The following is a 21,629-nucleotide window of genomic DNA, read 5'->3' as shown; positions in this document are numbered from 1 at the left end:
CTAACGGCTTCATGGTTCGAGACGCGCGGCCGCGCCGCGCGCTTCACCATAAGGGAATAAGGAGCGCGCTGCATTTGGTGCGTCATTTCCGGACTTGATCCGGCAATCCATCTTTATTCAAGAAGACAGATGCGCGCTGCAAGAAACGGATACGCGGGGCAAGCCCGCGTATGACGCAGAAAATATGACACCAGACCCTCATCCTGAGGAGGCACGAAGCGCCGTCTCGAAGGATGAGGCCACCGCAATGCTTGAATGCGCGGCAACGCGAGCCGCTGAGGGTCATGGCCGAATTTTTCCAATTCCTGATGTCGGGGCTGACCGTGGGCGCGGTCTATGCGCTGGTCGCGCTCGGCTTCACGCTGGTCTACAACGCCTCCGACGTGATCAATTTCGCGCAGGGTGAGTTCGTCATGCTGGGCGGCATGGTGACAGTGTTTGTTGCCGCCGCCGGCGTTCCGCTACCGCTCGCGGCGCTCATTGCAATTGTCGCCGCCGTTGCCGTCGGACTTCTGCTGTATTGGCTTGCGATCGAGCCGGCGCGCGGCGCCTCCGCCGTCACTTTGATCATTATCACCATAGGCGCTTCGATCCTGCTGCGCGGCGCGGCGCAAATCCTTTTCGACAAGCAATTCCACAAGCTGCCGTCGTTCTCCGGCGACACACCGGTCAATTTGTTCGGCGCCGCGGTGCAGCCGCAGAGTTTCTGGGTGCTCGGCGGCACCGCGGTGATCGTCCTGTTGCTGTACGCGTTTCTTGAACGCACTGTGCTCGGCAAGGCGGTGCTCGCCACCGCGGCGAACCGGCTGGCGGCACGCCTCGTCGGGATCAACACCGCAACGGTGATGGCCTTGGCGTTCGGCGGATCGGCGGCCATCGGCGCCATCGCCGGCATCCTGATCACGCCGATCACCCTGACGAGCTATGATGTCGGTACGCTACTCGCGCTGAAAGGGTTTGCTGCGGCGATGCTCGGCGGCATGGGCAATCCGCTCGGCGCGGTGGCGGGCGGGCTCCTGCTCGGCCTGCTCGAGGCGTTCGGGGCAGGCTACATCAGCTCGACCTACAAGGATGCGTTCGCCTTCATCGTCATTCTCGTCGTGCTGTTCGCCATGCCGCAGGGCCTGTTCGGGCGGCGCGTGGTGGAGAGGGTCTGATGCCGGCATGGTTCGGCCATCGCAGTGTGACGCTGATCGTGCTGGCCGCGATCGTGGTCGTGCTGCCGCTGCTGTTTCCGTCCAGCTATTACTTTCGCGTCGCATCGCTGGTGTGGGTGTCGGCGTTCGCGGCGATCGGCCTCAACATCCTGATGGGGCAGGCGGGTCAGGTCAGCCTCGGGCACGCCGGGTTCTTCGGCATCGGTGCCTATGCGGTTGCGATCGGGCCGGCGCATCTCGGCCTGCCGTCGTGGGGTGCGCTGCTCATCGGCGCGGTGATCTCGGCAGCGTCGGCCTGGCTAGTCGGCCGTCCGGTCCTGCGCCTGAAAGGGCATTACCTCGCGATCGCGACGCTCGGCCTCGGCGTGCTGGTGGCGCTGGTGATCACCACCGAAAGCCGCTGGACCGGCGGGCCGGACGGCATGGCGGTGGCAAAATTGTCGCTGTTCGGATGGCGCGCCAGCGGATCGAGCACCTGGTACTGGATCTCCGGCAGCGTGCTGGTCGTCGGCACCTGGATCGCACTCAATCTCGGCGAGACGCCGACCGGCCGCGCCTTTCGCGCTTTGCACGATAGCGAAGTCGCCGCGCGCGTCGCCGGCATCGACGTCGCCCGCTTCAAGCTGCAGGCCTTCGTTATTGCGGCGGTCTATGCGTCGCTGGCGGGTTCCATGCTCGCCATGATGAACGGCTTCATCAATCCGGATCAGGCCGGCTTCCTGCACTCGGTCGAGCTCGTCACCATGGTGGTGCTGGGCGGGCTCGGCTCGGTGGTCGGCAGCATCGTCGGCGCCGCTGTCCTGATCACGCTGCCGCAGGTGCTGACGGTGTTCCAGGAGTATGAGCATGTGCTGCTCGGCCTGATCATCATCGTGTCGATGATCTTCATGCGCGACGGCATCGTGCCCACCGCGTCGAAATGGCTGGCAAGGCGGGAGCGCGCATGACGATCCTGGCTGCCAGCAACATCGGAATTTCGTTCGGCGGCGTCAAAGCCATCGACGGCGTCAGCTTCGCTGTCGATGCGGGCCAGATTCTCTCCATCATCGGGCCGAACGGCGCAGGCAAGACCACGTTGTTCAATGTGGTGTCGGGTCTCTCACGAGGCGGATCAAGGGCGCGTCGAGCTGATGGGTGAGGACGCCACTGGCCTTGCTCCCGACATGCTCGCCGCCCGCGGCCTGTCGCGCACCTTCCAGAACCTGCAGATTTTCCAACGCATGACCGCCGCCGAGAACGTGATGGTCGGGCGGCATTTGCGCGAAACCTGCAAACTGTTCGCCGACCTGTTCCGGCTGCCGTCGGTGACGCGGCAGAACCGCTCAACACGCGAGGTGGCGCTGGCGCTGCTCGACGGTGTGGGCCTGCGTGGCAGCGCCGATCAATTTGCCGGATCGCTGCCGTACGGCGCCTGTAAGCGGCTCGAAATCGCCCGCGCGCTCGCCGCCGAGCCGCGCGTGCTGCTGCTCGACGAGCCGGCGGCCGGCTGCAACGCAGTGGAAACTGAAGAGATCGATCAGCTGGTGCGTCGGATTGCTGCAAAAGGCATCGCGGTGGTGCTGGTCGAGCACGACATGAAGCTGGTGATGAAGATTTCTGACCGGATCTTGGTGCTGGAGCGCGGCCGGCCGCTGACAGAAGGTACGCCGCGCGAAGTGCGCGACAATCCGGCGGTGCTGGAGGCCTATCTGGGCAAACACGGGGCGAGGAGGGCGGCACGTGCTTGAGGTTTCGAACCTACACAGCGCTTACGGTCGCATCGAGGTGCTGAAGGGCGTCAGCCTCGAGGTGCGTACAGGCGAGGTGGTGGCGCTGATCGGTTCCAACGGCGCCGGCAAGACCACGCTGTTGCGCGCGCTGTCGGGCGTGCAGCCGATTACCGGCGGCGAAATCCGCTTTTTCGGCACGCGCGTCGACAAGCTGTCGCCGCACCGGCGGGTGGAGCGCGGCATGACGCAGTCGCCGGAGGGGCGGCAGGTGTTCGGCCCCCTGAGCGTCGAGGACAATCTGCGGCTCGGCGCCTACATGCGGCGCGACGGCGAGATCGAGAGCGACCGCGAGCGGGTGTTTGCGATGTTTCCGCTGCTGCGCGAGAAGCGCCACCTCGCCGCCGGCGGGCTGTCCGGCGGTCAGCAGCAGATGCTGGCGATCGGCCGCGCGCTAATGGGAAAACCCAAACTGCTGTTGCTCGACGAGCCGTCGCTGGGGCTGTCGCCCATTCTCGTCGACCAGATCCTCGCCGCCATCGTGTCGCTGAAGGCGAGCGGCATCACCGTGCTCTTGGTCGAACAGAACGCCACCGCCGCGCTCGAAATCGCCGACCGTGGCTACGTGCTCGAGACCGGCCGCATCGCCTCGACCGGCGCGGCCTCGGTGCTGTTGTCCGATCCCAAGGTCAAGGCGGCATATCTCGGCGCGGATTGAAGCGGACCTTTCGTGCGTGGAAATGTGCGGGAGAGTTAGTGATCGGCAAGCCTAGTCGAGGATCCGCGTCAGCAGGCAGTCCAAGAGCGGAGTTCGCGGCGATCAAAGTGCCGTTCGAATATGGGCCAGGAGCCAACTCATGCGCCGCGACAGGCGACGAGCACGGTTGCAATGGGTTCGTCGATTAGCCGTCGGCGCGCGAGCAAACTTGTCGATCAAACAAATAGAGGGCGAGATCGCCATCACCGAGGCCGAGCTGACGAGATTGAATTCCGTAGCTGAGGGGGCGGCGGACGTGCAAAGGCTCCGAGCGAACTTTCCTCGCTCAGAGCCTTTCAGCAATCGGGAGATGACATCGTGCGGGGTCGGTTATCCAAGGCCCCGAGGGCGCAAGCCCTTACCTTCATCCTCCTCTTCCATGGCCTATGGAAGAGGTTTAAGGCCCCTCAAAGGGGGCCGCAAACGGGGTGACCGTTCCTAACAGCGCGCCGCCCCTCTAAAGCAAGATAGCGGACAAACGAATCCAGTCGGTTGTCGTCGTCACGCATTGGTCAGCTCTCCTGACCCTAAATCGCTTGCATGGCCCGCCCATTGCAGGAAGCTTGGTGCACCGCGACACCGCGTCATCCGGCAAGGCCGGACTTCGTTCGGCACAACGAACCTCAATACGCTGTGCTATGCTCTATTATCACGCTGGGAGCACCCGCAGCTCTGCAGCCCCAGGGCCGCACGTAGACATTCTGCCGATCCTCGCGCAGCCGGAAGCGCGGAACGCTGACGCTGATTGCGGCCAAAAGCGCGCCACGCCGATTGAGGACCGGCGCCTAACATCGTCGTCAACAGAGGCAAGACCGACGATGAGCATGCGAAGTGGTTCAAGCCGTCCACTCGCAGGCGAGACCGGCACCAGAAACGCCGATGGCCGCACGGGCAGCGTCATTGCCGAAAAGAAATGGGAGGAGACAATGCAGGGCATTGAAAGCGTTCGACAACTGGCTCTGAGCGTGACCTGCGCCATTCTGTTCGCGGGAACTGTGGCAGGTGCGGCGGTCGCCCAGACCAAGGTTGTGCGGGTTTGGCATACCGAGACCGACCCGGCCTCGGTGAAAGCGGTGGCGGAGATCGTCGGGCGCTTCGAGAAGGCGCATCCGGACATCAAGATCGAGGCCGAAGCATTGGCCTGGGGCGACCTGGAGCCAAAGATACAGGCCGCACTCGCCGCCGGCGCTCCACCCGAGCTCTCACACGGTCAACCCATCACTTGCACAGCGCTGCAGCAACAGGGTCTGCTGCTGCCGCTCGACGACGTGGTGAAGGCCATTGGCGAGAGCAATGTCTGGGATCAGATCAAGCAGGTGTGCAGAGCTGACGGCAAATATTATGGTCTCGTTCATGCCGCCGGTACATCACTGCTGATCTATCGTGCCGATTGGGCAAAGCAAAAAGGTTTGAAAGCACCCAAGACCTGGTCCGACCTCATCGCGAACGCGAAAGCGCTGACAATGGACACCAACGACGATGGCAAACCGGACGTGTACGGTCTCACCATTCCGGGCGACAACTTATTCATCAACATCCTCATTGGCGAGCTGATCGCGGCCAATGGCGGTCAACTCTTCGATGACAAGAACAAGCCGCTGTTCACCGACAAGAAAATGATCGAGCTGCTGAATTTCTGGAAAGAGCTCACCACGGCGCTGCCGCCGGGATGGGAAGGTCACGGCTATCTCGACACGTTCGCGAATATGTACGGCCAGAAGGCGGCAATGATGTTCCAGGGCTATGGCCGCGGCGCGTCGCTGATCGAGAAATACGTTCCCAAGGAGATGCAGAATACAGATCACTTCGATGTCTGGATGAAGCCAGTCGGACCGAGCGGCAACAAGCCCGCTGTCCAAGTCGATGAGGAGCCCTGGATGCTGTTCAAGGGCTCGAAGAATCCGGAAGCCGCCAAGGAATTCCTGAAGTACTTCTATAGGGACGACAACTATATCGAGTACATCAAGTCGGTGCCGATCCACTTCTTCCCGATCACCAAATCGCTTCGACAGTCGGCTGCTTATAAGGAAATCCCGATGGTGAAGCGCTGGGGCGGCTGGCTGCAAGTGCAGCAAGAGGCGCTCGACGGCGATCTCGCCAGGCCGACATTGGTCGTGGAATACGAGGACCTGAATACCAAACCTTACCTGATGCAGGTTCTCGGATCCGGCATCATCCGCGACATGGTGCTCGAAACAGCAGTGGAAGGAAAGAAACCGGAAGAAGCCGCAGCCAAGGCGCAGACTCGTGCCGAGGCGCTGATCAAGAAAGCCGGCTACGCCAAGTGGTGAAGCACGCGTGAGGCCGGAAGCGCGGGGGGCGAAGGCGCCACCCGCCGCTGCCTCGCGCTTTTGAGTTACACATCATGCATTCGCCCCACCGCAGACGAACGGCCAGCGTGCAGACCTCCCAAGCGAGACTTGGCATTCTGCTCCTGCTGCCGGCGATGCTCCTGCTGGCGGGGCTGACACTCTATCCTGTCCTATACGGGGTTTGGCTGAGCCTGCATCACAAGCATTCGTTCTTTCCCCAGCAGAGCTGGGCCGGCCTGGAGAACTACTGGTTCCTGCTCGCCGATCCTGAGTTCAGCGAGAGCGTCTGGCGCGGCGTCGTCTATTCGGTTTCGACGATTACGCTCCAAATCATTATCGGCGTAGGGGCGGCGCTCGCTCTCAATCAGTACTTCCCCGGGCGCAGTCTGGTGCGCGGGATCGTCCTCTTCCCGTACGTGATCCCGACTGTCGTGGCGGTGATCCTCTGGAAATGGCTGCTCAACAACCAGTTCGGCCTCGTCAATTACGGCATGGTGAAGCTCGGCCTGACTGGCGAGCCGATCAACTGGATGGGCCGCACTTACATCATGACGTCCCTGATCCTGATCTCGGTATGGCAGTTCTTTCCCTTTGTCGTTCTCGCGGTCCTGGCGCGCCTGCAGACCATTCCAACCGAGCTCTATGAAGCGGCGCGTGTGGACGGAGCGGGCCCATTGAGCCGCTTTCTTTACGTGACGCTGCCGCAATTGGCATCGGTTCTCTTCATCGTCGTGCTGCTTCGCACGATCTGGATGTTCACCAAATTCGACACCGTTTGGCTGATGACCCAGGGTGGCGGCGCGGAAAAATATATCCGCACCTTGCCGGTTTACGCTTATCTGCGCGCCTTCCATTACTATGAAGCGGGCACGGGAGCGGCTGCCTCGGTGGTCATGTTCTTGCTGCTGGTGGTCTTCGCTGCCGTCTATTTCATGATGTTCAGGCGAGAGGAACAGCTATGAATCGCCGTTCCGCGCTTTTTTTGCAGCGCTTTTCGCTCGCCCTGGCCATCATCGCGTTGCTGTTGTTCACAGCTTTCCCGTTCGCATGGATGGCGGCGACCGCATTCAAGCCGTCGCAAGAGGTGTTCTACTGGCCGCCGCGCTTCTTCCCCGAACAGGCGACGCTATCCAATATCGCGCGGCTGTTTGAGGAGACGCGCTTCCTCGACTATTTCCGCAACAGCGTCGTTGTCGCGTCCGCAACGGTGCTGTTGACGCTCGCCCTGGCCACGCCCGGCGCGTACAGCCTGACACGTTTCCGCTTCCGCGGCCGCGAGACGCTGGCGGCGACAATACTGTTCACCTACATGTTCGCGCCCATCATGATCATCATTCCGTTCTATGTGATGGTGCGCTATTTCGGCATAGCCAATACCCATCTGGCCCTTGTTCTCGGATACACGGCATTCAGCATGCCGTTTGCGTTATGGATGTTGCGTACTTTCTTCCAGAGTATCCCGCTTGACCTGGAAGAGGCGGCGCTGACTGATGGCGCCGATCGTGGACGTGCTGTTCTGTACGTCGTTCTTCCGATGGCACTGCCGGGCATTATCGCGACAGGCATCTTTACGTTCATCCTCGCCTGGAACGACTATATCTTCGTTCGCATCCTGATCACCTCCGACGAATTGAAGACGCTGCCGATTGGCATTGCCGATCTCTACAATTCCAGCGTCATCGATTGGGGAATGATCATGGCCAGCGGGATGCTGGTGATTGTTCCCGTCGTGATCGTGTTCTCTTACATTCAGAAGTTTCTCGTCGCCGGCTGGGGCGGTGGCGGCGTGAAAGGCTAGGGACCGCAAACGCATGACCGAGATCCGGCTTGAAAGACTGACAAAGCGCTTCGGCAGTGTCCCGGTGATCCATGGCATCGACCTCGTCATCGCGGAGGGCGAGTTTGCGGTCCTCGTTGGTCCTTCGGGCTGCGGAAAGACAACGACACTGCGGATGATCGCCGGGCTGGAGGACGTCAGCGAGGGTTCGATTCGTTTCGACGGCAAGGCGGTGGAGCATCTGGCGCCGAAAGATCGCGACATCGCGATGGTGTTCCAGTCATACGCGCTTTATCCGCACATGACAGTGCGCAGCAATCTCGCCTTCGGCCTCAAAATGAAGGGCGTTCCACGGGCGGAGCGCGAACGCCTGGTGCAGCGGGCGGCGACAACGCTGGGGATCGAATCCTTGCTCGATCGCAAACCGCGGCAACTTTCGGGTGGACAGCGCCAACGGGTGGCGATGGGTCGTGCCCTCGTGCGCGAGCCGCGTGCCTTCCTGTTAGACGAACCCCTGAGCAATCTCGATGCCGCATTGCGGGCTCAGATGCGGATCGAGATCAAGCGCATTCATCAGCGCCTCAAGACCACCGTCGTCTATGTCACGCACGATCAGATCGAAGCGATGACGCTGGCTGACAAGATTGTCGTTATGCGCAGCGGGCGCATCGAGCAAGTCGACGATCCCATGTCGGTTTATCGGGCGCCGGTGAACAAGTTTGTGGCGGGCTTCATCGGCTCGCCAAAAATGAACTTCATCGCGGCGCGACTTGTTCTCGAAAAGGGCGAATTGAGAGCTGAACTGCGCAACGGCGCTGCGATCGCTTTGCCACGCGACCGGTTCGCCTCTTATCGCGCCTATGCGGGCGCTGAAGTTGAGATTGGCTTGCGCCCCGAGCATCTCACCGACCGTGCCGAGCCGCCAGATGACGATTGCCAGTTTCTGGATGGCGTGGTCGACGTCATCGAGCCGATGGGGGCCACAAGCCTGATCACCTTCACGCTCGCTGGCGCCACCCATAATGCTATCGGCGACGCTGGCCGCGTGCGCGGCGCCGGCGAGCCTTTACGGTTATGCGCGCAGCTTCGGCATATGCACCTGATCGATCCCCAGACCGAACGCGTGGTGCCGCCGCTGGAAAGCGACGCCGCGGCACCGGAACATGCGCACCGGCTCGCCGTCTGACTATCGCGAGGACATCCTATGGTCATTGATCATCGCACCTACACGATGCATCCCCTGAAACTTGGCAAATGGCTCAAGCTCTATGAGGAATTCGGCTTGCCGGTCCAGCTTCGACACCTCGGCAACTTGCTCGGCTTCTTTCAAACCGAGATCGGCCCGCTGAACCAGGTCGTGCACCTCTGGGGCTTCGATACGCTTGAAGAGCGGCAGCGCCGCCGGGCGGCTATGGCCATCGACCCCGACTGGCAGGAGTTTCTTCGGCGCAACGAAGAACTAGGGGCGCTGCTCTACCAGGAGGACAAGATCGTGGTGCCAGTCAGCTTCTCACCCATCAAGTGATCACAGCCATCATTCTCGATCACGCGGTGCCCGCGTTGCGCGGCGAAACCGGCACTCATATCGTGCATTAAGGGTGGAGTATCGCTCTGCGCTTGCTCGGCGCCGGCGGCGACGGATCGCGAACCAACGGCGGTTTTCGACGGACTATCAAGGCGTCATGTAGCGAGCTAAGCTGCCCTCCGGTAAGAAAACAGTGCTTCCAGCACGGTGGGTTTCGCGATGTAGCGGACCACTGACTCGAACCCCCGACAGCTCACCGCTAAGTGGGACATAGTATCCCAGGAGCTGTGATCGCCGGAACCGCTGTCCTGGAAGTCGGAAGTCGGTCTACTGAGCGGCGGGCGCGGGGCCGATCCCAACGGAAGCCATTCGAGATCATAGGGCCGCTTCCCGGACTGCTCCGCGGCGTTCGTCCGATCGCTCGTGCAATATCAGGCTGCGGCATCCGGAACGCGGGAAATTCACCAATGCTATCAAGGTGCGAACGGAAGAGGAAAATTCAGAAGGCTCATTGATTTTACTCACCTATTCAGCGGATTTTGATTCCGCTTCCGAAGTTCGAGCGTCCGCGTCAAGCGCCTCAAACCGCCACCATCAGCGAATGTCGGTATCGGTGGTTGCGTTCCGCGACTTCCCCCACTTGGATCGCGAGAGTAATATTCGGCCCGACTTAGATGGCAAGATTCCCCCGGGGATAAATGTTCCGACCGCTCCGATAACAGCCAGTGCAACCGAGGACTATGGTCGTGCGACGGATACCCATTTTCGGCCGGATAAGCCCAGGGGTGCGACCGGCAAGTCATTGATTGTTCTTAACCCGTGGCTGATTCTTAATCAGCGGGTCCCAGGTTCGAGCCCTGGTGCGCCCACCAAGCTTTTCAATAGCTTGGGGACTCTCGTGAGAGCCGTTCCGACAGGCGGTCAGCGGCTATTCCGACAAACCGGCTGCCTTTGTTCGCTCCTCGCGACGCTTCTTCGTGCCCGAAATTAGCTGTTTGCGCGTGCGCTTGGCATATGTCGGGAGCTGCCTCGAGGAGCGGTGCCGCCCGGCTGCGCGCAATTCAGCGTCCGTGAGGTCGCTGTCGGCTCCCTCTGTAAAGCCACCATGGCGGAACGAGGTGAACGACAGTTCTTCTCGGAGACCGGCGGACCGGATGATTTCGTTCACCACGTCACGCAGATAGCGAAGATCTTTCTTTTCGGTGATCCAGGGCAGTGGCGTGCGAGATCTACGGTGCGCGTGATCCCGCCGGAAAACGAGACCTGAGACCGTCGTCTTCTTGATTTCGTCGAGTTCGGCCATCAGCTCCGGAAAGAGCGCTTCGCCGCCCTCATCGAACAACGGCCACCACGCTTCCTCGCCGTTCTTGGGGTGCATGATCCTTACGCTGTTCGGGCGCTCCTTCGGTCGATAATGAGCGACCTCGAAGGCGCCGAGGACGAGCTCTTGTGTCCGCAAAATCTGCCAGAATGTGCGAACGGGCGGTTCTGACCAACCGCCCGTCGCTGGATCTGAGCCCGTTCGTGCTCAAAGGCCTTGAGAGCCTGTCGGGGAGCGAGGGACAGATCCGGTGTCTTCCTCAACCCGAACAGTTGCATGGGCTTCGAGCCCGGACCGAGCAAGGAAGGGAGTGGATGATGGCACAAAATGAGGTCGTTGTCGTCGGTATCGATGTGGCCAAGGACAAGGTGGATGCGTGCATTCGCTCGTTGTCTCAACGGCAGACGTTCCCGAGCACCGCGGAGGGGCAGCGCGCACTGACCCGCTGGCTTCGCAAACACAAGGTCGGCAAGGCAGTCATGGAGGCTTCCGGTGGCTACGAACGGGACTGGGCCAAGGCACTGCGTGAGGCCCGCATCGAAGTCCGGATCGTCGACCCGAAGCGGGTGCGCAGCTTCGCCCAATCGGCCGGGCGGCTCGCCAAGAACGATGCGATCGATGCGGAGATGATCGCCTGGTTCGCCGAGACCTTTGACGAAGCTCGGGGCCAAGCCTATGACGCGGCACGCGAGGAGCTTGTCCAGATCGTCAATGCGCGTCAGGCTCTGCTGGAGCAGCAGACCCAGATGCAAAACAGGTGCGAGCACACCGTGCCGATCCCGGTGCAGAAAATGCATGAGCGGCTCTTGAAGGCGATCGCCCTCGAAGTTGCCAAGCTTGAGGCTGTGATCGCAGCCCTGACCAAGGCCAGCCCGCACTTTGCCGAAACCGCCGAGATCATCGAGAGCGTGCCGGGACTTGGCAAGATCACCTCGGCCGGCCTCATTGCAGCCATGCCGGAATTGGGCCAGGTGAGCAACGAGGCCATCTCCGCCTTGCTGGGCGTCGCGCCGTACGATGACGATAGCGGCAAACGGCAGGGCGAGCGCCAGATCAAGGGTGGACGCCGCAAGGTCCGCAATCTGTTCTACATGGCTTGCATGGGAGCTGCGACCCGGCACAACCCGGTGCTAAAGACTTTCTATCGCCGCCTGATCGCCAAGGGCAAAAAGCCAAAAGTTGCCCTGGTCGCCTGCATGCGCAAGCTGATCGTCATTCTTAACATCATGATCGCGCGCCGCGAGAAATGGGATGCCAGTCGCTATGCGGTGGGTTAACGAGCGTGCCAGCCCGCGCTCGGCATTCAGCCGAGCGCCTGCAGGCCCAACAGACCGGTGAGCGGATGGGGTCAAGGCCGTCAGCCGCCGGAGGCGGTGGCGCGCAGCGCCAGCCTTGAGGCCAGCCGATCACCGGGCTACTTCAAAAATACAGTTGCTTCCCGCTGCAGCCATTCCCAGGTTACAAGCGAGGCTGTCGCGACCGAGCTATACCCAAGGCCCTTCGCGGCGGCCCGGAATGCGACGAGTTCTTCCCAGGTCGCTGTCGGCGTGTCGCGCACCGCTTGACCGGGCGCCCGCGCCTTCAGCCCCATGCGCGAGAATGGATTGATAGCTGGGACCTTCTTTTCTTCGGCGCGCTGACCGACGAACCACGCCCGCCGGTAGGCGACCATCGCGGCGTTCGCGAAGCGGCGGCGCTCTCGCCTTACGATGTTGCCATCTGCGTCCTTTTCCTCGACGACGAGCAACTTCGCATACACCGCGTCCACGAAACCCCTCGTGAAATCCGAGATCTGCTTCGAGCCAGCCCGTGTGCCATCCTTCAGCCTGTGGTTGGCGAACAGCGACAAGCCTTGCTCGTAGAGACGCTGTGTCTTGTGGTCGATCTCCTTACTCCGCTCGGTCGATCGCTCATTGAGCCTCTAAGAGTTCTGAGCGGCTGGGCTATGGAGAACCGGACTGCGATCGAGTCGTCGCGCGCGGCATTTGATAGTGCCGGAGAACCAGGCTGAAGAGATCGTCGCCTCCGTCAAAGCGTGCCGCCTTCCCGATGAACATTCGCCAGCTCAGACTTGGCCGGCGATGATTGCTGCAATCACCAATCTCGACGGCAAGATCACTGGGGCTCACGCTCGATCGCCGCCGTCGCGTCACTCCATTCGCCTTATCAACTGCCGTTTCCGCTGGCAAATGGGGCTCACGGCCTATCCGCAATGGCTTTACGGCAACGAAATCACTCCAGACGTTCGCAGCTCCCACATGGTGCGCTGGGTCATAGGGACAGCGGCACCGACGGCGGCCGTCGACATCAATACTTCCTCGATCCACTGGTTCTATGGCGCGAATCTTGTTCGCTTCTTTGTTGCCAAAGACGCGACGTTCGACGCAGGCGCAATCGTCGCTTTCCGATCTGCTTGAAAACCAGCCATTGGTGCTTGGTGCGGTCGGCCTCGCCATCGGGGCCGCGCTGGCCGGGGCGCTGGCCAAATCCAACCTTGAGGACGGGTAGGTCGGCGAAGTCAGTGACAGCCTGAAGGCTGATCGGAGTGCCCGGGCAGGGGCCGTATCGCAAAGTGCCAGGGAGGCCTCTCACACAATGAAGGCCGAACTCGGTGATGCCGGCGCAGAATACGCAGGTCGTGCGGAATTTCAGCCTGCCGAAACAGGTGATCGCGCCAGCACCAGCTCGCGAAATTGGCCTCGAGGGCTTTCGACAGCGCAACGCCATCCTCGACTACTTCTTTTATGATCTCGGCGTTCTGACGCCCGAGGAGGCAAGCGGACTTGCGCTCCGCTATGCACGCGAGGGTTCTATATTGAGGGTGGGGCCGACGGATTCGGGTCTCCTCGAAAGCTGGGCGGACATGGACGAGTTCGCCCGATCAGATGCGGCAACCATGCCCCCCGCGGCGATCGCCGTCGCGGGGGGTCGGGAGCTCGGCTCTCGGTGCGGCGGCTTTCGCGCGCAACGCCGCCGATGCGCTCGGTGTGCCGGTGCTCGCGGTCGTATCCGGCTACGGTCTATCGGATCTAATGACAGAGGCGGTAGGCGGCTTTTTCCTTTTCGGGCAGTTGAACTCGGTGCGGCACGTCTTCGAGTGGGCTAGACGACCTGACACGGCCAGTGCGCCCGAGCCAGCAGACGCTCATCGGGACCACAGGGGGCAACACGCTCGGTACGGTTCGGCGCAGTCTCGACGTGAAGACGCTTGTCTCGCTTATCACGAGATTTGAGCCGGGTCTGCTAATCGGGCACTCAAAGGGCAACCTCGTCGTTTCCGAAGCGCTCTTCGAGGTGCGCGGCGCAGACGCTGACCGGGTTGGCCGGCTGGCGAAGGTCACGCGTGTCGTGACGGTCAGCGCGCGCATCGCCATGCCACGGCAGTTCAGCGAGGTCATTGACATCATGGGTGCGCTCGACGGCTTCGGAGAGTTCAACTCGCGGCAGCGCATTCCTACCGACATTAGGGTTCCGATGGCCTGGCACCACACAAACACCGATCTGCCGTTCCATCTGCCGGTGACGAAGACGCTGAAGCAAGCGCTCGCGACACAGGCCTAGACGACGCCTGCAACGAGGCGGATTGCAGTGCGAGCATCGCCAATGGCGTTGCGTGTTCGCCGATGCCTCCACCTAGAGCGTGTCTTCGGCAAGGCGGTGCTCGCCAAGGCCGGCTCACTTCGGCGGATGGAATTCGGAATGACCAATCCGTGACCAAGACCAGCCCAACTGCGACATGGTAAGCTGGAAATGGCGTGCCAACACGATTCGAACTTGTGACGATTGCCTTCGGAGGACAAAGCCTACGTCGCACGATAACATTTCGAGCTTCCGCGATATTGTTGGCTTTGCCCGACCCGGAAAATCGCGGCCTTTCAACATTTCATTTGGAAATGGGTGCCAAGCATTGGGTAATTACTAGAGAGCGTTTTCCAAATGCGCCTTGAAATCGCAGAATAATCAAGCGGATTTTGATTCCGCCATTCGGAGGTTCGATCCCTCCCGCCCCAGCCAGTTGATATTGCTTATCAAAATCGCCTTCTTCACTGCTTCATTTGGAAAGGGGCGATTCCGCTGCCTCTTGAAGAGAGATGTCGCAATTTCGCTCGCCACCTATTCGTCGCCGATGCAAGTGACGCAGTCCCCTCAAAGCGCATCTCAGCCAAATCGAGAGCATCGACAAACACGTCGATCACGCGAACAGGGTTGCTCTCGTCAATGAAATCATAAGTGAACATTTGCCGAGCCGGAAGGCATCCGCCCTCTGCATCGGCGGCAACTCGACCGCGGTGTGGGCGATCCTTGCTATCTCGTTCTGCCGGAGGTCTGGAAGCGACTGTCCGTAAGAAGGGCTCGCACCGGAGAGTGGTCCTTCTTGCTGGCTACCAGCCGCGAATGATGAACCTTGGTCTGCCGTAGCCGTAGCTGCGATCGTAGTAGCCGGGGCCAGCGTAGTAGTTGTAGCCGCGGCCAGGGAAGTAGCTGGGGTCATAGTAATAGCGCAGGACATAGCGCGGTCCTCGGGTCCGCCAGCAGCGTCCATAATACTCGTTGCAGACCAGACCGACCTGATCGACGCCGGAGACTTCGGCGGACCCGATCGTCGTCGCATTGAGGGGCGCGGCGGAAGCGGCGGACGCGAGCAGCGCGGCACCGATTGCGCCCAGTGCGATGGCCTTCATGGAGTTCTCCTTCGGTTGGGCGAGTCAATCGATCTCTGACGCGGCGTACCGGGATTCAACCTTGGCCTCGAACATCCGGGCGATGAGATCGGTGTTGCCCGCGCGCAGGCCTGCTAAACGCGACCAGCCGCGTTGCTACTAACGCGGCTTGCTCGTCCCCGGGGGATATTCTCAATCGCTTCCGGGATCTCGGCACGCAGGTCCTTATAGTGCTGGGCGAAGACGGATCAGAAATTAAGCTGGAGCAATCCGAACCAACCATGCGCGACTTTGCCTGTCCCGCCGGCGCTCACCGGATAGTCCCAGTTGGCTGAATATTCCACGGCCACCTTCAGCCCGTCCATCACCCACTCGCCTCCGGTAAGGAAGAGCCGGTGTTGCGGGACGAATCCGATCCGGGTTGGCACGCCGTTTTGCAAGATCGACACACCGGCCATGTCTTTGCTGCCGGAGTATCCCACCGAGATGTAATCACCTTGCGCGCCGATCTCCTGTACCCACGGATTCCAGTCGAACTGGTAGGCAATCGAGGCCTGCCAGGTCATCGGCATCATGCTCCTCGCAATGCCGAACCCATCGACAAACCTGGCGTCCTGAATTGCTGTATTCACCTCGCCCACGAACGCGAACGGGCCGAAACTGGTTTTGAGGCTCGCGGCCATTCCGGGAATCTGCCCGATCTGGCTCAGGAACGGGAGATAAGACGAATGCAGAAATCTGCTTTCGAAAACGGAGCTGCTATAGTCGACATGGAAGTCAAGGGTCCATGGACAAATCAGCGAATCCGTCAACTGGTCATACGGCACGCCGCAATGGCCCCTTGTCCGGTAACCGAGGCTGACGTTGTAATCGTCGATTTTCGTTCGGCCGGGTATGATGCTGTCGCTGCCTTTGTAGGTCATGACTGAGCCGTAGAAGGGCGCCGGGTCAAAGGGGAATGTGACTGGCGTAGGCCGGAACGGACGCTCAGGCAGCGGGGTGTAGCCGAGCCAACCCATGAGTTGTCTCACCGCCGGTGCGACGACCAACGGACTTACGCGTGGAACAACGACGGGTGCCGGCGGCGGCTGCCGCGGTGGAGTTGGCCATGCGAATTCCAGGCCTCCCGCCGTCTGACGGTTTTCAAACACCTCGGTTGTCAGCGGAGTGCCGATCGATAGCGTATCCAGGCGTGCCACGCCCGTAGACGTACCGAAATGCAAAACCTCCACGCCGAAGCGGGCCGCGATCGGGAATTGCATCAGATCGCCAACTGTAACGTGAGTCCGATCAAGCGTGAAGCGATCCACGCCTACGCCAGCGATGTTGGCCGGCACCACTGGTTGATTCCCGGTCGGGAATATCGCGCCAGTGCCGCTGTCGAAGTGGAGAACCAGAGCGCCGGTCAACCAGTCGCTCAGCTTGATATCGAAATCGAGCTCTGCCGTACCCAGCGACAGGTTTTCCTGGGTAGGGCCGGTGAATGAGCCGGTCCGCGAGGCCAGGCCTTCAACCACGCCGCTCAGCGTGAGGAAGTTATTGATCTTCGGTCCGGTCTTCGAGAGCGAGTCCCGGATGATCTGGCGCGTCGCGTTCTCGTTCGCCGCCCATCCGATCTCCAGATCTCTTATACGCGCGTTAAGCGGCCTCTTCGCTGCGGCTTCGGACAAATCCGGCTCGGGCAGAGCGGGCGGAGCGACGGGCGGCGCCACAACAACCGTGGGCGCGGCTGCCGCCATAGTCGCGGTAGGTGCCGGACGTTGCTGCGCCGGAGCGGGCTTGACACGCCGCGTCGCCGACGCGCCCTCCAGGGCACCGAGACGTTCGGAAAGTTTGCGGTTCTCCGCCTTTAGCTCCCCGAGCATGCGCCGGAGAGCTGCCACGTCCTCGCTCTCCGCGGCGGCGGCATAAGAAGGGACAAACAGCATGAGGCTGAACAATGCCGGCACAGCGCCAAAGGCCAGCGGGTACCGGGAGTAGTCGCAGCGCCAACTGTGCGCAGTTGACTTTACGATGCCAGTTTCTGCAGCGTGCCACCGTCGCCCGGATCCGGCGACGCGCTCATTCCGCTTACCCCTGATCATGCGCGGCCCCATCACTACCGCAGTTCGACGTCACTCACGTGGTCGAACTAACTCGTTCATAGCAATTCCGCACTGGAGATCAGATTGTCTCAACGGCGTTTCATCCGTCAACCCGATTGCAGACAAAAGCCCCACTCAACAGCACGGAGCAAATAATTGCCGGAGCCCCCCAGCAATGTTGGAATAAGAGTGACGCGGATGACGAATTACGCAAGCGCCACGAAGTGGTATATCTAAAGTGATGTATCTAGATTACACGCAGGAGCTGCAAACAGCCTCGTCGGCTGTCAGGCAACTTCAAGTGGCCGTAGGGTTTTTGCCACCTAAAGCCCCCTAAAGTGCGTAAGTGCGTAAACACGCGTGACCCAATTTGGAACCCGCATGTAATCCAAATGGGTGGATTGTGCCCACAAGAACATCAACTTAAAATTTCCACTCGCTTTGATCTGGTCCTCAGTCTGGTCCACGAAAGGCAGCATTGCGGAAGTTTGATTACGGCGAAGCCTCACTATGGCGTTAGCACGACCGAAATAAAGTCGGCGCAAGGCCGACAAAGAATTCGGACTCGTGGGGAATAATAGTGGGGGAACAATTGTGTTGCCTCTACGAGCGACACAGCGGTCAGAAAATCCCGCATTCAACGGGCCCACTCAGGAGTTCGATTTCAACTAGAGGTCAAATACAACTAGAGGTCAAAGGGAGGGGGGGCGTCGAAATGTTGGCGTGGCTCATTTCCTCTAGCGTGCGTTTGCGCACCCTCATTGTAGTCGCCGCCTCGGGCCTGCTTATCGTCGGCGCCATCGACGTCAGAAACAAGCCGCTCGACGTCATCGCCGAATTGGCGCTGCCCTCGCTCACCGTGAAGACTGAATCGCTTGGCCTCTCCAGCGCCGAGGTTGAATCGCTGATTACCGTGCCGCTGGAGGCGGACCTGCTCAACGGCGTGCCGTGGCTTCAGGTCATCCAGTCGGAATCGATGGCGGGACTTTCGACGATCGAAATGATCTTCGCGCCCGGCACCGATCTGATGAAAGCGCGCCAGATGGTGCAGGAACGGCTGACGCAGGCGCATGCGCTGCCGAACGTCTCCAGCCCTCCGACCATGCTTCAGCCGGTCTCCTCGGCCAGCCGGGTGATGAACATCGGCCTGAGCTCGAAATCCGTCTCGCTAATCGACATGTCCGTTCAGGCGCGCTGGAATATCGCGCCGCGTCTCGCCGGAGTTCCGGGTGTAGCGAATGTGTCGATATGGGGTCAGCGCGAGCGGCAGGTGCAGGTGCTTGTCGATGCCCGAAATCTGAACAAGAAGGGCGTCAAGCTCGATCAGGTGATCAAGACGACCGGTGAGGCGGTGTGGTCCTCGCCGCTCACCTACCTGAACTCATCCACGCCCGGCACCGGCGGCTTCATCGAAACGCCGAACCAGCGGCTCAGCATCCGTCACCAGCTGCCGATCTCCACCGTGGGTACCTTCGCCAAGGTGCCGCTCAGCGGCACGACCACGAGCGTCGGCGAAGTCGCCTATCTCGTGGAGGGGCATCAGGCGCTGATCGGAGACGCCATCGTCGGCGAAAACCCCGGCCTGATGGTGGCGATCGAGAAGTTCCCCGGCTTCAACACGTTGGACGTGACTCGCGGCGTTGAGCGCGCGCTCAACGAGCTGAAGCCCGGGCTGCCCGGTATCGAGATCAATACGACCATCTACCATCCCGCGAGCTTCATCGAACGCGCGACCAGCAATCTGGGTAAGGCCGTGATCATTTCGATCATCCTGGCTGCCGTCGTGCTTGTCCTTCTGATGAGTAGCTGGAGGACCGCAGTTATCGCCCTGGCTGCGATATCATTGTCATTCGTTTGTGCTGAACTGCTGTTAAAGGCCGCCGGAATCCCGCTCAGCATGATAGTCGTCGGCGGCCTGCTAATGGCGTCCGGCGTGATAGTGCATGACAGTATTATCGACGTCGAAAATGTGCTGCACCGATTGCGTGCGCCGCAACGCGACGGTCGGTCCGGCTTCATGGTCGTCGTCCGTGCGATGCTGGAAACGCGTCGACCTATGCTGTACGCGTCGCTGATCGTCGTGCTCGCGGTGCTGCCCGTTCTGTTCATGCAGAGCCGGTCCGCCGCGTTCTTCGCGCCGATGGCCTGGGCCTATATCGCCGCCGTGTCCATCTCGATGCTGGTGGCGTTGATGGTGACCCCCGCGCTGGCCGCGGTGTTGCTTGCTAATGCTCCGCTGACCCCGACGGGCGGTTGGGTGACCAATAGATTGGCCAGGCCTTTCGATTCGGTTGTCGGCCGCGTCATCCATGCTCCGCTCGCTTGCGTCGGCGCCTGCGTCGTGGCGGCGATCGCGTGCTTCGCGCTCTGGAGCCCGCTCGAGCGCAACATGGTGCCGAGCTTCAGAGAGACGGATTTGCTGATCGAATGGCAGGGCCCGCCCGGCACCTCGCTGCAGGCGATGACCCGATCGACCGAGAACCTGATCCGCGACCTGCGGCAGATCCCCGGAGTGCAGAACGCCTTCGCCAATCTCGGACGGGCGGTGCTTTGTAACTGCGAACGCGCGACGGACGTCAATGCAGGGCACGTGTGGGTCAACATCGATCCGAAGGCCGATCGCGAAACAACGGTCGATGCCGTCGAAGCTGCCATCACCGCCTATCCCGGGATGCGCGGCAAGCTTGGGACGTACCTGTCCACGAAGCTGCGCGAGGCGCTCACCGGTGACCCGGATAGCCTCACGGTCCGTGTCTATGGCAACAGCCTTGAGATCATTCGTGCCAAGGCGGAGGAAATCCGCGCATTGATGGCGAAGATCCCCGGCATTGAAAATCCTAGGGTCGAATTACAGGTCGAAGAACCCTCGATCGAAGTCAAGGTCGATGTCGATCGCGCGGCCGGTTACGGCCTGAAGCCGGGCGACATCCGCAGGGCGACCTCCGCGATGGTCGGCGGCATCACCGTCGGTGCGCTTTTCGAGGACCAGAAGGTTTTCGACGTGGTTGTCTGGGGGCGCCCGGAGTTGCGCGACAACATCGATGACGTGCGGAACCTGATGATCAACAGCGAGAGTGGGTCTCAGGTTCGCCTGGCTCAGGTTGCGGACGTCCGCATCGCGCCGGCCACCAGCATCATCCAGCGGCAGGGGTCCTCGCGTCGTATCGATGTGTCCGCGAAAGTGGACGAGCGGGCGCTCGGCGATGTGGCGGACGATGTCGCCAGGAATGTCAAACAGATCGCATTTCCGTTCGAGCACCGTGCCGAGGTGCTCGGCGAATACAAGGAGCAGCGGGCTTCTCTGCGATCGATATACAGCTACATGGCGGCGGCGGCGGTGTTGATGTTCCTGCTGACGCAGGCGGTGCTCCGCAGTTGGACACTCAGCGCCCTGTCGCTGCTCGGCGTACCGGTCGCTGCACTCGGCGGTCTTGCTACCACCGCAATCAATGACGGTGACTTCTCGCTTGGGTCTCTGCTGGGTCTGGCAGCGGTGCTCGCACTGATGGTGCGGCAGGGCATCGGCCTGGTCGCCCATTTCCAGCATCTGCAATTGAACGAGGGTGAGCCGTTCGGCGAAACGCTGGTACGTCGCGGCGTTCAGGAACAGTTCCCGAGCATCATCGCGTCATCGGTGACAGCGTTCGCGCTGGTGCTTCCGTTCGCGATCATGGGTGATGTCGCCGGACTCGAAATCGCGCACCCGCTCGCGCTCTCGGTCTTGGGCGGCGTCGTTACCATGACGCTCGGAACGTTGTTCGTGCTGCCGGCGCTTTACCTGCGGTTCGGCGCCGGCTGGACGGCCGACCGGCTCGATCTTGAAATGGAGACCGCGTCATGACCGCCGCGCGCTTCACTTCGAACGTTGTGAAAAGGAGAAACATCTCATGGCGCGCTTCAGCGTATTGATGGTCGCGGCGTCCACCGCCTGCCTCGCCGCGTCGTGTGTCTCAGCCGCGGCCGCGGAGTCGGACGTCAAGAAGAGCGCGCCCGCGCGGGTCGAGGCCACGAATGACGCAAAGATCAAAAAGATCACGCTCACCCCAAAAGCGGCGGAACGGCTCGGCATCCTCATTGACGAGGTGCGCGCCGATCCGTCGGGTCGCCGGATCGTGCCATACGCATCTGTTCTCTACGATCTGACCGGAAAGACGTGGGTCTATATCAGCGCCGATCCGTTGACCTTCGTTCGCGGCGCGGTGGTGATCGATACCATCAAGGGCGACAACGTGTACCTGACTGACGGGCCACCTGCCGGCACGAAGGTGCTTGCGGCGGGAGTGCCGGAGGTCTTCGGAACAGAGGTGAAGGTAGGTCACTAGCTGCGCG

At 61.2% G+C, this 21,629-nt stretch carries 17 protein-coding genes, 1 tRNA gene and 1 pseudogene; 15 read left to right on the top strand and 4 right to left on the bottom strand.

Going from position 1 to position 21,629, the window contains the following annotated elements:
- Positions 1-284: 284 nt before the first annotated feature.
- The 10 genes and pseudogenes from ACFXS9_RS25650 to ACFXS9_RS25605 all read left to right on the top strand — a co-directional run bounded on the left by ACFXS9_RS25650 (position 285) and on the right by ACFXS9_RS25605 (position 10,106).
- Positions 285-1,157, top strand: coding sequence for a branched-chain amino acid ABC transporter permease (locus tag ACFXS9_RS25650; protein WP_392693401.1), 873 nt, complete (start codon positions 285-287; stop codon positions 1,155-1,157).
- Complete coding sequence (locus ACFXS9_RS25645; RefSeq protein WP_392693399.1) at positions 1,157-2,104, top strand: branched-chain amino acid ABC transporter permease; 948 nt, start codon at positions 1,157-1,159, stop codon at positions 2,102-2,104. Before ACFXS9_RS25650 ends, ACFXS9_RS25645 begins: the two co-directional genes overlap by 1 nt.
- Positions 2,101-2,884, top strand: a pseudogene (locus ACFXS9_RS25640) (ABC transporter ATP-binding protein). Before ACFXS9_RS25645 ends, ACFXS9_RS25640 begins: the two are co-directional and overlap by 4 nt.
- Positions 2,877-3,581 (top strand): ABC transporter ATP-binding protein, encoded by a 705-nt coding sequence (locus tag ACFXS9_RS25635; RefSeq protein WP_392693397.1) that lies wholly within the window; start codon positions 2,877-2,879, stop codon positions 3,579-3,581. Before ACFXS9_RS25640 ends, ACFXS9_RS25635 begins: the two are co-directional and overlap by 8 nt.
- A gap of 965 nt (positions 3,582-4,546) precedes the next feature.
- Positions 4,547-5,911: an ABC transporter substrate-binding protein gene (locus ACFXS9_RS25630; protein WP_392693395.1), complete on the top strand. Its 1,365-nt coding sequence runs from the start codon at positions 4,547-4,549 to the stop codon at positions 5,909-5,911.
- 107 nt (positions 5,912-6,018) lie between these two features.
- Positions 6,019-6,894, top strand: a complete 876-nt coding sequence (locus ACFXS9_RS25625) for a carbohydrate ABC transporter permease (protein ID WP_392693392.1) — start codon at positions 6,019-6,021, stop codon at positions 6,892-6,894.
- Positions 6,891-7,730, top strand: coding sequence for a carbohydrate ABC transporter permease (locus tag ACFXS9_RS25620; protein WP_392693390.1), 840 nt, complete (start codon positions 6,891-6,893; stop codon positions 7,728-7,730). The genes ACFXS9_RS25625 and ACFXS9_RS25620 overlap by 4 nt, the downstream gene beginning before the upstream one ends.
- Before the next feature lie 13 nt (positions 7,731-7,743).
- Positions 7,744-8,895, top strand: a complete 1,152-nt coding sequence (locus ACFXS9_RS25615) for an ABC transporter ATP-binding protein (protein WP_392693387.1) — start codon at positions 7,744-7,746, stop codon at positions 8,893-8,895.
- An 18-nt stretch (positions 8,896-8,913) separates the two neighbouring features.
- Positions 8,914-9,234: an NIPSNAP family protein gene (locus tag ACFXS9_RS25610; protein WP_392693384.1), complete on the top strand. Its 321-nt coding sequence runs from the start codon at positions 8,914-8,916 to the stop codon at positions 9,232-9,234.
- A 782-nt stretch (positions 9,235-10,016) separates the two neighbouring features.
- A tRNA-Lys gene (locus ACFXS9_RS25605) sits at positions 10,017-10,106 on the top strand.
- Positions 10,107-10,162: 56 nt separating this feature from the next.
- Here the strand turns inward: ACFXS9_RS25605 and ACFXS9_RS25600 are convergent.
- The gene (locus ACFXS9_RS25600) at positions 10,163-10,612 is read right to left on the bottom strand and encodes a hypothetical protein (RefSeq protein ID WP_392693381.1); all 450 of its coding nucleotides are present in this window, start codon (positions 10,610-10,612) and stop codon (positions 10,163-10,165) included.
- A gap of 257 nt (positions 10,613-10,869) precedes the next feature.
- On the opposite strand from ACFXS9_RS25600, the gene ACFXS9_RS25595 reads away from it, so the two are divergent.
- Positions 10,870-11,832 carry an IS110 family transposase gene (locus tag ACFXS9_RS25595; protein ID WP_392693378.1) on the top strand — a complete coding sequence of 321 codons (963 nt, stop codon included), beginning with the start codon at positions 10,870-10,872 and terminating at the stop codon, positions 11,830-11,832.
- 137 nt (positions 11,833-11,969) lie between these two features.
- Here the strand turns inward: ACFXS9_RS25595 and ACFXS9_RS25590 are convergent, their stop codons facing one another.
- Positions 11,970-12,404, bottom strand: a complete 435-nt coding sequence (locus tag ACFXS9_RS25590; RefSeq protein ID WP_392693376.1) for a hypothetical protein — start codon at positions 12,402-12,404, stop codon at positions 11,970-11,972.
- A gap of 142 nt (positions 12,405-12,546) precedes the next feature.
- Here ACFXS9_RS25590 and ACFXS9_RS25585 point away from each other — a divergent pair, with 142 nt between their 5' ends.
- Complete coding sequence (locus ACFXS9_RS25585; protein WP_392700357.1) at positions 12,547-12,972, top strand: hypothetical protein; 426 nt, start codon at positions 12,547-12,549, stop codon at positions 12,970-12,972.
- A 706-nt stretch (positions 12,973-13,678) separates the two neighbouring features.
- The gene (locus ACFXS9_RS25580) at positions 13,679-14,116 is read left to right on the top strand and encodes a hypothetical protein (RefSeq protein WP_392693373.1); all 438 of its coding nucleotides are present in this window, start codon (positions 13,679-13,681) and stop codon (positions 14,114-14,116) included.
- 821 nt (positions 14,117-14,937) lie between these two features.
- Here ACFXS9_RS25580 and ACFXS9_RS25575 read toward each other — a convergent pair.
- Positions 14,938-15,237 carry a hypothetical protein gene (locus tag ACFXS9_RS25575; protein WP_392693370.1) on the bottom strand — a complete coding sequence of 100 codons (300 nt, stop codon included), beginning with the start codon at positions 15,235-15,237 and terminating at the stop codon, positions 14,938-14,940.
- A 227-nt stretch (positions 15,238-15,464) separates the two neighbouring features.
- Entirely contained in the window at positions 15,465-17,165 is a 1,701-nt protein-coding gene (locus ACFXS9_RS25570) for a hypothetical protein (protein ID WP_392693367.1), read from the bottom strand.
- Positions 17,166-18,015: 850 nt separating this feature from the next.
- Between ACFXS9_RS25570 and ACFXS9_RS25565 the strand changes: the two genes are divergently transcribed.
- Complete coding sequence (locus ACFXS9_RS25565) at positions 18,016-21,141, top strand: efflux RND transporter permease subunit (RefSeq protein ID WP_392693364.1); 3,126 nt, start codon at positions 18,016-18,018, stop codon at positions 21,139-21,141.
- Positions 21,142-21,187: 46 nt separating this feature from the next.
- Positions 21,188-21,622: a hypothetical protein gene (locus ACFXS9_RS25560; RefSeq protein WP_057855784.1), complete on the top strand. Its 435-nt coding sequence runs from the start codon at positions 21,188-21,190 to the stop codon at positions 21,620-21,622.
- Positions 21,623-21,629 lie beyond the last annotated feature (7 nt).

Origin of the sequence: Bradyrhizobium sp. RDI18 (assembly GCF_043203335.1) — a bacterium.
GTDB lineage: Bacteria > Pseudomonadota > Alphaproteobacteria > Rhizobiales > Xanthobacteraceae > Bradyrhizobium > Bradyrhizobium retamae.
The sequence above is the reverse complement of the archived record's forward strand: the minus strand, read 5'-3'. Positions and strand labels throughout refer to the sequence as shown.

Bases quoted from the DNA above. Each gene is read 5' to 3' on its own strand.
- ACFXS9_RS25650 (WP_392693401.1), top strand. From the start codon at position 285: ATGGCCGAATTTTTCCAATTCCTGATGTCGGGGCTGACCGTGGGCGCG.
- ACFXS9_RS25645 (WP_392693399.1), top strand. From the start codon at position 1,157: ATGCCGGCATGGTTCGGCCATCGCAGTGTGACGCTGATCGTGCTGGCC.
- ACFXS9_RS25630 (WP_392693395.1), top strand. From the start codon at position 4,547: ATGCAGGGCATTGAAAGCGTTCGACAACTGGCTCTGAGCGTGACCTGC.
- ACFXS9_RS25620 (WP_392693390.1), top strand. From the start codon at position 6,891: ATGAATCGCCGTTCCGCGCTTTTTTTGCAGCGCTTTTCGCTCGCCCTG.
- ACFXS9_RS25615 (WP_392693387.1), top strand. From the start codon at position 7,744: ATGACCGAGATCCGGCTTGAAAGACTGACAAAGCGCTTCGGCAGTGTC.
- ACFXS9_RS25610 (WP_392693384.1), top strand. From the start codon at position 8,914: ATGGTCATTGATCATCGCACCTACACGATGCATCCCCTGAAACTTGGC.
- ACFXS9_RS25600 (WP_392693381.1), bottom strand. From the start codon at position 10,612: ATGCACCCCAAGAACGGCGAGGAAGCGTGGTGGCCGTTGTTCGATGAG.
- ACFXS9_RS25595 (WP_392693378.1), top strand. From the start codon at position 10,870: ATGATGGCACAAAATGAGGTCGTTGTCGTCGGTATCGATGTGGCCAAG.
- ACFXS9_RS25575 (WP_392693370.1), bottom strand. From the start codon at position 15,237: ATGAAGGCCATCGCACTGGGCGCAATCGGTGCCGCGCTGCTCGCGTCC.
- ACFXS9_RS25565 (WP_392693364.1), top strand. From the start codon at position 18,016: ATGTTGGCGTGGCTCATTTCCTCTAGCGTGCGTTTGCGCACCCTCATT.
- ACFXS9_RS25560 (WP_057855784.1), top strand. From the start codon at position 21,188: ATGGCGCGCTTCAGCGTATTGATGGTCGCGGCGTCCACCGCCTGCCTC.